The 12882-nt window shown below is 64.4% G+C and carries 9 protein-coding genes; 5 read left to right on the top strand and 4 right to left on the bottom strand.

What is annotated here, in order from left to right; genetic code table 11:
• Positions 1 to 25 precede the first annotated feature (25 nt).
• Together PHA8399_RS17060 and infB are read left to right on the top strand one after the other, a co-directional pair.
• Positions 26 to 646, top strand: a complete 621-nt coding sequence (locus PHA8399_RS17060; protein ID WP_058287327.1) for an RNA-binding protein — start codon at positions 26 to 28, stop codon at positions 644 to 646.
• Positions 647 to 654: 8 nt separating this feature from the next.
• Positions 655 to 3141 carry a translation initiation factor IF-2 gene (infB, locus tag PHA8399_RS17055; protein ID WP_058287326.1) on the top strand — a complete coding sequence of 829 codons (2487 nt, stop codon included), beginning with the start codon at positions 655 to 657 and terminating at the stop codon, positions 3139 to 3141.
• A gap of 668 nt (positions 3142 to 3809) precedes the next feature.
• On the opposite strand, the gene mutT is transcribed toward infB, so the two are convergent.
• From mutT to PHA8399_RS17040, 3 genes are read right to left on the bottom strand one after another with little or no spacing between them, the layout of a single operon-like run.
• Positions 3810 to 4208 (bottom strand): 8-oxo-dGTP diphosphatase MutT, encoded by a 399-nt coding sequence (gene mutT / locus PHA8399_RS17050; RefSeq protein WP_058287325.1) that lies wholly within the window; start codon positions 4206 to 4208, stop codon positions 3810 to 3812.
• Complete coding sequence (argJ, locus tag PHA8399_RS17045) at positions 4205 to 5431, bottom strand: bifunctional glutamate N-acetyltransferase/amino-acid acetyltransferase ArgJ (RefSeq protein ID WP_058287324.1); 1227 nt, start codon at positions 5429 to 5431, stop codon at positions 4205 to 4207. Before argJ ends, mutT begins: the two co-directional genes overlap by 4 nt.
• Before the next feature lie 2 nt (positions 5432 to 5433).
• Positions 5434 to 6285, bottom strand: a complete 852-nt coding sequence (locus PHA8399_RS17040; protein WP_058287323.1) for a peptidylprolyl isomerase — start codon at positions 6283 to 6285, stop codon at positions 5434 to 5436.
• Positions 6286 to 6461: 176 nt separating this feature from the next.
• Between PHA8399_RS17040 and secA the strand changes: the two genes are divergently transcribed.
• The 3 genes from secA (at position 6462) to PHA8399_RS17025 (ending at position 11994) form a co-directional block, all read left to right on the top strand.
• Positions 6462 to 9161: a preprotein translocase subunit SecA gene (secA, locus tag PHA8399_RS17035; RefSeq protein ID WP_058287322.1), complete on the top strand. Its 2700-nt coding sequence runs from the start codon at positions 6462 to 6464 to the stop codon at positions 9159 to 9161.
• Positions 9162 to 9510: 349 nt separating this feature from the next.
• Positions 9511 to 10416 carry a hypothetical protein gene (locus tag PHA8399_RS17030; protein ID WP_058287321.1) on the top strand — a complete coding sequence of 302 codons (906 nt, stop codon included), beginning with the start codon at positions 9511 to 9513 and terminating at the stop codon, positions 10414 to 10416.
• A 24-nt stretch (positions 10417 to 10440) separates the two neighbouring features.
• Entirely contained in the window at positions 10441 to 11994 is a 1554-nt protein-coding gene (locus tag PHA8399_RS17025) for a phosphate ABC transporter substrate-binding/OmpA family protein (RefSeq protein WP_058287320.1), read from the top strand.
• Positions 11995 to 12094: 100 nt separating this feature from the next.
• Here the strand turns inward: PHA8399_RS17025 and radC are convergent, their stop codons facing one another.
• Complete coding sequence (gene radC, locus PHA8399_RS17020) at positions 12095 to 12859, bottom strand: RadC family protein (RefSeq protein ID WP_058287319.1); 765 nt, start codon at positions 12857 to 12859, stop codon at positions 12095 to 12097.
• Between the last annotated feature and the right edge of the window lie 23 nt (positions 12860 to 12882).

The following is a 12882-nucleotide window of genomic DNA, read 5'->3' as shown; positions in this document are numbered from 1 at the left end:
CCCGGGCTTTGCAAAGGAGACCTGAATGACACGCGGCGGCGTTCAAAAAGACCGGTCCGAAGGCAGCGAGCGTAAATGCATCGCAACCGGCGAGACCCAGCCCAAACAGGGGCTCATCCGTTTTGTGATGGGGCCCGAGGGCCAGGTTGTGCCCGATGTGATGGAGAAGCTGCCGGGCCGGGGCGTCTATGTGACGTCCAGCCACCCGGCGCTGGAAACCGCCGTCAAAAAGAAGCTGTTCGCCCGCGGCTTCAAATCGCAGGTCCAGGTCTCCAGCGGGCTTGCCGGCGAGGTGGAGACCCAAGTGGCCCGCCGCCTCGTCGGGCTGATCAGCCTGGCGCGCAAGTCGGGCGACGCGGTGGCCGGTTTCGAGAAGGTCAAGGACTGGCTGGCCAAGGAAGAGGCCCGGGTGCTGATCCAGGCCTCTGACGGGTCGGGCCGCGGAAAGTCGAAGCTGAGCACGCCCTACAAGGGCAAATTTATCGGCTGCCTCACGGCGGACGAGCTGGGAATGGCATTTGGGCGCCAAACTGTGATACATGCCGCCCTCGCCTCTGGCGGACTCAGCAAACGTGTTGTAGATGAGGCGCAACGACTGCAAGGTTTGCGCGAAACGGTGGGCGGCAGCGGCCGCACGGAAGGATAAGTAGCTTTATGAGCGATAGTGACGGCAAAAAGACACTGGGTCTGCGTGGGGGTTCCCGTCCGGGGAACGTGAAACAGAGTTTCAGCCATGGACGGACCAAGAATGTCGTAGTGGAAACCAAGCGCAAGCGCGTGGTGGTTCCCAAGCCGGGTGCGGCCAAAAGCGGCAGCGGTGCTGCACCGGCAGCGTCCGGATCCCGCCGGCCTGCCGGCATCAGCGATGCAGAGATGGAGCGCCGCCTGAAGGCGCTGCAGGCCGCCAAGGCCCGCGAGGTTGAAGAAGCCGCGCAGCGCGAAGCCGAGGAAAAGGCCCGCGCCGAAGAGCGTGAGCGCCGCCGCGCCGAAGCGGAAGCCAAAGAGCGTGAGCAGCGCGAAGCCGAGGAACGTGCCAAGGCTAAATTGGAAGAAGAAGAGCGCAAAAAGCGCGAAGCTGAAGTCGCCAAAGAACGCGCCGCAGCCGCAGCCGCTGCGCCTGCAGCGGAATCGCCCAAAGCCGCGCGCCCAGCTCCGAACAAACCTGCGCCGTCTGCCTCGCCCCGTAAGGCAGATCGCGAACGCGAACCACGCCAGAACCGCGGCAAGGGCCAGGACGATGGCCGCCGCTCGGGTAAACTGACCTTGGGCCAGGCGACCGGAGGCGGCGGCAACCGCCAGCGGTCGATGGCGTCGATGAAGCGGAAGCAGGAGCGCGCCCGGCAAAAAGCCATGGGCGGCCAGGTCGAGCGTGAAAAGGTCATCCGTGACGTGCAGCTGCCGGAAGCTATCGTGGTTTCGGAGCTTGCCAACCGGATGGCAGAGCGAGTTGGCGAAGTCGTCAAGTCGCTGATGAACATGGGGATGATGGTCACGCAGAACCAGACCATCGACGCCGACACTGCCGAACTGATCATCGAAGAATTCGGCCACAAAGTGGTCCGGGTATCCGACTCCGACGTTGAAGACGTGATCAAGGAAGTCGAGGACAAGGACGAGGACCTGAAACCGCGTCCGCCGGTCATCACCATCATGGGCCACGTCGACCACGGCAAGACCTCGCTGCTGGACGCAATCCGCGACGCCCGTGTTGTGGCTGGCGAAGCCGGCGGGATCACCCAGCACATCGGTGCTTACCAGGTGACTACCGACAGCGGCGCGGTGCTGAGCTTCCTCGACACCCCCGGCCACGCGGCCTTCACCTCGATGCGCTCCCGCGGTGCGCAGGTGACCGATATCGTGGTGCTGGTGGTGGCTGCGGATGACGCGGTGATGCCGCAGACCATCGAGGCAATCAACCACGCCAAGGCGGCGCAGGTGCCGATGATCGTTGCGATCAACAAGATCGACAAACCGGCCGCTGACCCGACCAAGGTCCGCACCGACCTGCTGCAGCACGAGGTGGTCGTGGAAGCCATGTCCGGTGAAGTGCAGGACGTGGAAGTCTCCGCTGTCACCGGCCAGGGCCTGGACGAACTGCTGGAAGCCATTGCGCTGCAAGCGGAAATTCTGGAACTGAAAGCGAACCCCGACCGTGCCGCACAGGGCGCCGTGATCGAGGCGCAGCTGGACGTGGGCCGCGGCCCCGTGGCCACCGTGCTGGTTCAGAACGGCACCCTGCGCCAGGGCGACATCTTTGTTGTGGGTGAGCAGTACGGCAAGGTCCGTGCGCTGATCAATGACAAGGGCGAGCGGGTTGAGGAAGCCGGTCCGTCGGTTCCGGTCGAAGTGCTGGGCCTGAATGGCACCCCGGAAGCGGGCGATGTTCTGAACGTCACCGAAACCGAAGCCCAGGCGCGCGAAATCGCCGAGTACCGCGAGCAGGCGGCCAAGGACAAGCGCGCCGCAGCCGGTGCCGCGACCACGCTGGAACAGCTGATGGCGAAGGCCAAGGAAGACGAGAACGTCTCTGAGCTGCCGATCCTGGTCAAGGCTGATGTGCAGGGCTCTGCCGAGGCCATCGTTCAGGCGATGGAAAAGATCGGCAACGAAGAGGTGCGCGTGCGCGTTCTGCATTCGGGCGTCGGTGCGATCACCGAAACCGATGTCGGCCTCGCCGAAGCTTCGGGTGCGCCGATCATGGGCTTCAATGTCCGTGCGAACGCCTCGGCGCGCAACACCGCGAATCAGAAGGGTGTGGAGATCCGCTACTATTCGGTGATCTATGACCTGGTGGACGACGTGAAGGCGGCGGCCTCCGGCCTGCTGTCGGCAGAGATCCGCGAAAACTTCATCGGCTACGCGCAGATCAAGGAAGTCTTCAAGGTCACCGGTGTTGGCAAGGTTGCCGGCTGTCTGGTCACCGAAGGCATTGCCCGCCGCTCGGCAGGCGTGCGCCTGCTGCGCGACAACGTGGTGATCCACGAAGGCACGCTGAAGACCCTGAAGCGCTTCAAGGATGAGGTCGCCGAGGTCCAGTCCGGTCAGGAATGCGGTATGGCGTTCGAAAACTACGACGATATCCGTCCGAACGATGTGATTGAGATTTTCGAGCGCGAGGAAGTGACCCGCACCCTCGACTGATCGGTCCGCGATCGGACAAATTCAAAGGCCCCGGCAACCCTGCTGGGGCCTTTTTCTGTGCGCCGGACGGGCCTGTCCGGCGCGGGAAATTCGTGCAGCAGCTGACGAAGCGTCTGGGGGGGGCGAAGGCCGGCCCTTGGCGGTCCGGCGGAGCATCAAACCAGGCCCTTCGCTGCTGCACTGTCACAGTGCCCGGGCCGGCCGGTAAATCATAGCTGGCGAAAGGACGGTTTCCCGTTCCAAAAGGAGAGGTGTCTTGCCTGAAAGCTTGCTCCAGCACCCGGTCTCGCTGCCGCTTATGCATCCAGAAAAGGGCAGCTGCTGGCAGCTGCCCTCTCAGTGTGCCTGATGTGCGTGAGTGGCGGCTCAGGCGGCTGGCGTCACTGGCTGGCCTTGATAGGTTATTGAACCAACCCGCACCGCGATTCTCCCGTCGGGGAGCGCCCGTATGAAACTGCCTTGAACCAGGGAAAACTTACCGATTGCGATTGTTCTAAGCATGGTCCGGTCCTGCCTGTTTGCAATTCAGGGTAGTGGCTTGCTCCGTATACTAATGCTCAATTAGATTGATTAACAAAGCATTACCCGCGCGGCCGGCAGCAGTTAAACGCCCGGTAAACCGGAAGAAAACCGGACCGGACGGGCGTCTGGCCCAAGGATTCGGAGGTTCAGAGCCAGTCGCGCAGGATCGGGATCAGGGGGATATCGGCCGGCGGCATCGGATAGTCGCGCAGGTCCTGCGGACGCACCCATTTCAGGGTCTGGCCTTCCTTGGCTTGCGGGATGCCTTCCCACTTGCGGCAGGCAAACAGCGGCATCAGCAGGTGGAAATCCTCGTAGGAATGGCTGGCAAAGGTCAGCGGCGCCAGGCAGGAGGCCCAGGTGCCGATCCCCAGTTCCTCGTGCAGCTCGCGGATCAACGCAGCCTCCGGTGTCTCCCCCGGTTCGATCTTGCCGCCGGGAAATTCCCACAGGCCGGCCATGGATTTTCCCTCGGGCCGCTGCGCCAGCAGCACGCGCCCATCGGCATCGATGAGCGCGACAGCGGAGACCAGAACAGTTTTCATGACCGGTAATCCGCGTTGATCGAGATGTACTGATGGGTCAGGTCGCAGGTCCAGACAGTGGCTTGGCCGCTGCCGAGGCCCAGATCCACCTTGATGGTGATCTCCTGCTTTTTCATCTCCGCCGCACCCAGTTCTTCCTTGTAGTCCGGCGAGACCCAGCCCTTTTCCGCCACCAGAACATCGCCAAAGGAGATCGACAGCAGGTCCCGGTCCGCTGCGGCGCCGGACTTGCCGATTGCCATCACCACGCGGCCCCAGTTCGGGTCCTCGCCGGCAATGGCGGTTTTGACCAGCGGCGAGTTGGCAATTGCCAGGCCATGCACCTTGGCATCGGCGTCGGTGGCCGCTCCGGTCACTTGAATTTCGACGAACTTGGTTGCGCCTTCCCCGTCGCGCACCACCTGGTGCGACAGGTCCAGCATGACCCGCTCCAGCCCCGCCGCAAACTCTGCGTTGCCGGTGGCATCCACGCCCGAGGCGCCGGTGGCGCACAGCATCAGGCTGTCGGAGGTCGAGGTGTCGCTGTCCACGGTGATGCAATTGAAGGTCCGGTCGCAGATCTCCGCCAGCTGCGCCTGCAGCGCCGCCTGCTCGACCTTCGCATCGGTGAAGATGTAGACCAGCATCGTCGCCATGTCCGGCGCGATCATGCCGGAGCCTTTGGCGATGCCGGCAATCTTGACGGTCTTGCCTTCGATCCCGACCGTGGCGCTGGCGCCTTTGGCAAAGGTGTCGGTGGTCATGATCGCCCTGGCAGCGCCTTCCAGCGCGGTCTCGTCCAGTGCATCGTTCAGTTCGCCGATCTTCGCGACGATGCGGTCATGCGGCAGCGGTTCGCCGATCACGCCGGTCGAGGCGGTAAAGACACGCTCTGCCGGCAGGCCTGCCGCAGCGGCAACCGCAGAGGTGATCTCTGCCACCGAAGTCTGCCCGTGACGGCCGGTAAAGGCGTTGGAGTTGCCAGAGTTTACCAGGATTGCCGCGCCGGCATCCGCAGCTCCGCCCAATTTGGCCTGGCAGTCCAGTACCGGGGCAGAACGGGTCTTGGAGCGGGTGAACACGCCGGCAACAGAGGTGCCCGGATCCATCACCGCCAGCATCACATCGGTGCGGCCTTGGTATTTCACACCGGCAGACGCAGAGGCAAAACGTACTCCCTTGATGACCGGCAGGTCGGGAAAGCTGGCGGGGGCCAGCGGCGAGACGGGCAGGGATTTCGCCATGATCAGTTCCTTACCAGGCTGAGGTCTTGCAGAATGGCCGGATCCAGATCCTCGATCTCGGGCCGCTCGATCTCGGACGCTGCGGTCAGCTCGTTCACGCGCGCCTCGACCGCTTTCTGCTGCAGTTCATCGGCAAGCTGCGCCCGCACTTCGTCGAATTCCGGGGCTTCGGTCTTGCGGCGCTCATTCAGCAGGATCACGTGCCAGCCGAACTGGGTCTGCACCGGGCCGGAGACCTCGCCTGAGCGCAGCTTCACCACCGCGTCTTCGAATTCCGGCACCATGCGGCCGGTGGTGAACCAGCCCAGATCGCCGCCGTTGGGGCCGGAGGGGCCGGTGGAGCGTTCCTTGGCGAGGGTGGCAAAATCGGCGCCGTCGTCCAGCTCCTTGATCACGTCCAGCGCGTCCTCCTCGGTTTCGACCAGAATGTGGGCGGCGTGGAATTCATCGCCGCCGTCGCCGGAGGAGTATTTCTCCTCATAGGCCGCACGCAGCGCTTCTTCGCCGCTGGCGTTGTCCATCACCATCTCGATCACATTTGCCGCCAGCATGGCGCGCTTTTCGTTTTCGACCGACAGCTCCACATAGCGGGGCACCTCGCCATGCAGCTGCTGTTTCAGCGCGGTCTGCTGCACCAGCTGGTCAAGGATCGCGTTGAACAGCACGTCATCCGGCAGCTGCTTGTACTGCTCCGGTAGGTTTTCGCGCGCCATGATCATATGGCCGATGGTGATATCTTCGCCATTGACTGTGGCAACCACCGTGTTGGCATGGGGTGCGGCAACTGCCGCAAGCGGAAGCGCTGCGCAGGCCGCCACTGCCATACCGCACAGAAAAGTGAGACCTTTACGCATAGAAATCTTCCTATTCCTTGGCCGCCGGGGGGCGTGCCGTTGACACTCTAAACCCTGCCGCTTACATCGCTCTGAGGCCATTGGCAGGACCGTCTTTCCACCTTGTTTATGGGTTGCGGACATGGCGGGCAAGCCTGCCCGATGCAAAGGCCGGAGATAGGATCGCTGGAGAAAACATGCTGGGTTTCGGAACACTCGCCAAAAAGGTTTTCGGCACGCCGAACGACCGTAGGATCAAGGCGACGCGGCCGCTGATCGCACAGATCAACGCGCTGGAGGACGAGTTCGCGAAGCTCAGCGATGACGGGCTGATCGGCAAGACTGACGAGCTGCGCAAGCGCGCCTTGGACGGCGAAAGCCTGGACGCGCTGCTGCCGGAGGCTTTTGCCAACGTGCGCGAAGCGGCCAAGCGGGCCCTGGGCCTGCGCGCCTTTGACACCCAGCTGATGGGCGGCGTGTTCCTGCATCAGGGCAACATTTCCGAGATGAAGACCGGCGAGGGCAAAACCCTCGTGGCGACTTTCCCGGCCTATCTGAACGCGCTGACCGGCAAGGGCGTGCATGTGGTCACGGTGAACGAATACCTGGCCAAGCGCGACAGCGAATGGATGGGCAAGGTGTTTGCCCAGCTCGGCATGACCACCGGCGTGATCTGGTCCGGCCAGGCCGACGCCGAGAAGATGGCCGCCTATGGCTGCGACGTCACCTATGCCACCAACAACGAACTGGGCTTCGATTACTTGCGCGACAACATGAAACCGTCGCTGGATCAGGTGTTCCAGAAGCAGCACAACTTTGCCATCGTCGACGAGGTGGACTCGATCCTGATTGACGAGGCCCGCACCCCGCTGATCATTTCTGGCCCCGCCGAGGACCGCTCCGAGCTGTACGCGACCATCGACAAGATGATCCCGCTGCTGTCGGAGGAGCACTTTGAGGTCGACGAGAAAACCCGCGGTGTGACTTTCACCGAGGACGGCAACGAGTATCTGGAGCAGACGCTGCGCCAGCATGGGCTCTTGGAAGAAGAGGCCTCGCTCTACGATCCCGAAAGCACAACCGTCGTTCACCACGTGAACCAGGCCCTGCGCGCGCACAAGCTGTTTCAGCGCGACAAGGACTATATCGTCCGCGACGGCCAGGTGGTGCTGATCGACGAATTCACTGGCCGCATGATGCCGGGCCGCCGCCTGTCCGAAGGGCTGCACCAGGCCATCGAGGCCAAGGAAGACGTGCAGATCCAGCCCGAAAATACCACTCTGGCCTCTGTCACCTTCCAGAACTACTTCCGCCTCTACGACAAGCTGTCGGGCATGACCGGCACTGCGATGACCGAGGCTGAGGAATTCGCCGAAATCTACAGCCTCGGCGTGGTCGAAGTGCCGACCAACCGCCCGATCGCGCGGGTGGACGAGGACGATCAGGTCTACCGCACCGCCCGCGAGAAATACGAGGCGATGATCAAGGAAGCCAAGAAGGCAAATGAGAAGGGCCAGCCGGTCCTCCTGGGCACCACCTCGATCGAGAAATCAGAGCTGCTGAGCCAGCTGCTGGAGAAGGAAGGCATCCCGCACAACGTGCTGAACGCCCGCCACCATGAGCAGGAAGCGCAGATCGTCGCCGATGCCGGCCGCTTTGGCGCGGTGACCATCGCCACCAACATGGCCGGCCGCGGTACCGACATTCAGCTGGGCGGCAACGTCGAATTGAAGGTGCTGGAGGCGCTGGAGGCAAACCCCGATGCGGATCCGGCCCAGCTGCGTGCGGCTGAGGAAGCCAAGCACGCCGAGGAAAAGCAGAAAGTGCTGGATGCCGGCGGGCTGTTTGTTATGGCGTCCGAGCGCCACGAAAGCCGCCGCATCGACAACCAGCTGCGCGGCCGTTCGGGCCGCCAGGGCGACCCGGGCCGCACCCGCTTCTACCTCAGCCTCGAAGACGACCTGATGCGCATCTTCGGTTCCGAACGGTTGGACAAGCTGTTGTCGTCGCTGGGCATGAAGGAAGGCGAGGCGATCATTCACCCCTGGGTGAACAAGTCTCTGGAACGCGCCCAGGCCAAGGTCGAGGGCCGCAACTTCGACATGCGCAAGAACGTGCTGAAGTTCGACGACGTGATGAACGACCAGCGCAAGGTGATCTTCAGCCAGCGCCGCGAGATCATGGCAGCCGAGGACCTGTCCGAAATCGTCGACGACATGCGCCACGAGGTGATCGACGACTTGCTCGACACCCACATGCCGCCCAAGACCTATGCGGACCAGTGGGACACCGCGGGCCTGCAGGAGCAAGTGCGCGAGATGCTGGGCATCGAGGTGCCGGTGGCGGCATGGGCCGCCGAAGAAGGCGTCGATGACGAGCAGATCCGCGAGCGCCTGGTGGAGGCCTCCGACAAGCTGATGGCGGAAAAGGCCGAGGCCTTTGGTCCGGAGAACATGCGCAACATTGAAAAGCAGGTGCTGCTGCAGACCATCGACAAGAAATGGCGCGAACACCTGCTGACGCTGGAGCATCTGCGCTCGGTTGTCGGGTTCCGCGGCTACGCGCAGCGCGATCCGCTCAATGAGTACAAGAACGAGAGCTTCCAGCTGTTTGAAAGCATGCTCGACTCCCTGCGCGAGGAAGTGTCTCAGCAGCTGAGCCGGGTGCGCCCGATGACCGAGGAAGAGCAGCAGCAGATGCTGATGGAAATGGCGGCCCGGCAGGCTGCGATGCAGAAGATGGCGGCCGCGCCTGCCCCTGCTGAAGCCGCCGCAGAAGAACCCGTACCGGGCTTTGCCGAGGATGATCCCTCCACGTGGGGCAACCCCTCGCGCAACGACAAATGCCCCTGCGGCTCCGGCAAGAAGTTTAAGCACTGCCACGGCAGCCTCGCCTGACCGCAGGCCCCGAACACTCAGGGTCCGGCCAAAACACCGGAACCTGCCGCCCGGCCGCGGAGGGGGAGTACTCCCGCCCGTCGCCGGTCCTTGTCCAAAGACCGCTCCCGTTGGGCGTAGCGCTGCGCGATGCGCAGCGCCACGCCCAAGGCTGCCAGGGAGTTTCTGGCGCAGCCAGGGCGCCCGCAGGCGCGGGAGTTCCCCGCTTGCGCTCCCGCGTTGTTGTTTCCGCCTCTGCAACAATGATGGCAAAGCTGCCGCATTTGCCGGAATCTCTCCCGGTTGAGGCCACAAACCGGCCGGCATTTTCAGCCAAGCTTGCTTCGACAGACAGGTTCAGGAGGATCCCATGCTGAGCAAACAGGTGGTGCTGACAAGTGCGATGACACTGGCGTGCGCCTTGGGCATCGGGTTCTTTATGCAGGCATCCAGCCCCCGCTGGGCGGGGGAGGCGGCTGCCGCAGCGGACCCGCAGCTGCCGCCCGAACCCGGGCCGGCTGAACTCAAGATCGAGAATATCACCCTGACCTCCCGCCGGGCTGAACCGGCCCTTTCTGACGCACAGCCGCAATCCGCGCCTCTGGCGCAGCCCGGCGCCTGCAATGTGACAGCAGCGGCTGAAGCTGGCCCCATGGCCATGGTGTCCCTCACCGTTTCCGCGCCGTGCCACGGCGGCGAGCGCTTGACCGTGCATCACAGCGGCATGACCTTCACCGCCGCACTGGACCGGTCCGGGCACTTCGCAGCGCAGGTTCCGGCCCTGACGCGGACCGCGGTTTATATTGCGGAGACCGCTAGCGGAGGCGGTGCGGTTGCCGTTGCCGAAGCTGCGGACGCGGAGACCGTGGAGCGCGTGGTTCTGCAGTGGAGCGGCAGCAGCGGCCTTGAAATCCACGCCCGGGAGTTCGGCGCGGGGTATGACAGCACCGGCCATGTCTGGCACGGGGCGGTGCCCGGCGCAGCTGCCGGGCAGGTGATCCGGCTTGGTGATGCCAGCCTTCTGGCGCCGCGGATCGCCGAAATCTACAGTGTGCCGGCCAGCCACCCAGGCCGCTCCGGCACGGTCTCCCTGACCGCCGAAGCGGAGGTGACGGGCCTCAACTGCGGCCGCGATATTTCGGCCCAGGCGCTGCAGCTGAGCGGCGGACGGCTCAGCAGCCGGGATCTGGTGATTGCAATGCCGGATTGCGATGCTCAGGGCAGTTTTCTGGTGTTGAATAATCTGGTGGAAGACCTGAAAATCGCCTCAAACTGATTTGCAGTAACTTCAGGTATCCATATGACCTTCTTGCGTGCGGCCGTCTGCGCCGCACTTTTTCTGGCGGCTTTCGCGCGCGCGCTTGCGGCCGAGGATGTCACCCTCTCTTCGCCGGATGGCGCGGTTGAGATCACCGGCACGCTGCTGGGCTTCGACGGCGAGTTTTACCGGGTGCAGACCCAGTTCGGCGAACTCACCGTGGACGGCTCCGGCGTGTACTGCGAGGGGCCGGGCTGTCCCAGCCTGTCCGGGTTTGTGGCGGAGATCACCCTGGCGGGGTCATCCACCATGTCCGAAGTGCTGCTGCCGGCGCTGATCGAGGGGTTCGCGCTGCGCAACGGCTACCAGACCCGGCGCGAACCGCTGCCGCAGGGCAACTTCAGCCATGTCCTGCTGCGCGGCCAGCAGCCGGCTGCCCGGTTCACCTTCACGGCCAGCAATACCGATGCCGGGTTTGCGGCGCTGATCGTGGATGAGGCCGATGTGGCGATGGCGCTGCGCGAGATCCGCCCGCTGGAGCAAAAGGCCGCCCGCGCCGCGCAGCTGGGGGATTTGACCGGACCTGGCCGCAGCCGCGTGCTGGCGCTGGACGCCTTTGTGCCGGTTGTGGCGCCCGGCAACCCGGTGCGGGAGATTTCCTTGCCGCAACTGGCGCAGGTTCTGTCCGGCCGGATTGCCAACTGGAAGGAGCTTGGCGGCCCCGACGCGCCGATTTCCCTGCATATGCCAGTGTCCGGCTCCGGGCTGGCGCAGGCGGTGGAGGATAAGCTGATGGCGCCTTTTGGCGCCGGGTTCGCGCCGCAGATCCGGCGTCACGACCGCAGCAGCACACTGGTGCGCCAGGTTCTGGTCGACCCGTTTTCCATCGGCATCGCCAGCTATGCGGAGAAGGGCGCGGCGCGGATGCTGACGCTGACGGGGCCGTGCGGGTTTTCCCTGCAGGCCAGCCGCTGGGCGGTGAAGACCGAGGATTATCCGCTGACGGTGCCGATGTTCCTGTATCTGCCGGCCCGCCGCCTGCCCAAGGTGGCGCGGGATTTCCTGACCTATGTCCGCGGGCCTGCGGCGCAGGCAGTGATCCGCCGGGCGGGGTTCGTGGACCAGGCGCCGGAGCTGATCCCGGTCAGCCGCCAGGGCAGCCGCTTTGCCAATGCGATCCTGGCCGCAGAGGGTGAGGCCGGGCTGGAAGAGCTGCAGCGGCTGGTCACGGTGCTGGGCGGGATGCGGCGGCTGACAGCCTCCTTCCGGTTCGAGCCCGGCTCAGCCCGCCCGGATGCGCAGTCCCGCAGCAATATCGAGCAGCTGGCCCGGGCGCTGGAAGCCGGGGAATTTGATGCCAAGGAGATTGTTTTTGCGGGGTTTTCCGACGGTGTCGGGCCTGCGGAGGGCAACCGGCAGATCGCGCTGAAACGCGCGGGCGCAGTGCGTGACGCAGTGGTGAAGGCCGCCGAGACTGCCGATATCAGCCGGGTTCGGATCCGGACCGAGGGCTTTGGCGAGGCGCTGCCGATGGCCTGTGATGACAGCGCCTGGGGCCGCCAGATCAACCGCCGGGTCGAGGTCTGGGTGCGCTAGGAGCGGCACGCCGGGCGCGCTCCCGCGCGTTTGGCAAGGCATCAGGGATGCCCTGCAACCCCTTGGGCCGGGCACCGCGCTGGCGCGCGGTGCGGCCGCGCTAGAGAAGCCCCTGGGCGCGGAAGCTGAGTTCGGTGGATTTGCCGATGATCAGGTGGTCGTGCAGGGTGATGCCAAGTGCGGTGAGGGCGGCCTGGATCTGGTCCGTCATGCCGATGTCACTGTCCGATGGTGTGGGGTCGCCGGACGGGTGATTGTGCACTAAAATCAAGGCGCTGGCGTTCAACTCAAGGGCGCGTTTGGCGACCTCCCGCGGGTATACGGGAACGTGATCGACGGTGCCACGGGCCTGTTCCTCGTCCGCGATCAGCACGTTCTTGCGGTCCAGGAACAGGATACGGAACTGCTCCGTCTCGCGGTGGGCCATGGTGGTGTGGCAATAGTCCAGCAGCGCGTCCCAGCTGGAGATCACCTGCCGCTGCATCACCCGGGCGCGGGCCATCCGGTGGGCTGCAGCCTCCAACACTTTGAAATCGATGATGACGGCATCGCCGATGCCTTTGACACTCGCCAGACGTTCCGGTGAGGCAGTCACCACGCGGTTGAAATCGCCAAAGGTATCAAGTAGTTGCCGCGCCAGAGGTTTGACGTCCCGGCGCGGGATGGAGCGGAACAGGAGCAGCTCCAGCAGCTCGTAATCCGGCATTGCCGCGGCGCCGCCCTGCATGAAGCGCTCGCGCAGGCGGGCGCGGTGGTCCTTGATGTAGGAGGGCAGGCGGCCCGGAGACAGGGGGGCCGCAGGGGTGTCGTCGCCGCCGGGAAACAGCGGCAGGGAGACGTCCTCGAATGCGGGATCCTGTGCCATACTGCCATAGTGCCGCCATCATG

The organism is Leisingera aquaemixtae (genome assembly GCF_001458395.1).
Lineage (GTDB): Bacteria > Pseudomonadota > Alphaproteobacteria > Rhodobacterales > Rhodobacteraceae > Leisingera > Leisingera aquaemixtae.
Note: the sequence above shows the minus strand (reverse complement) of the source record. Positions and strands in the feature narration are given on the sequence as shown.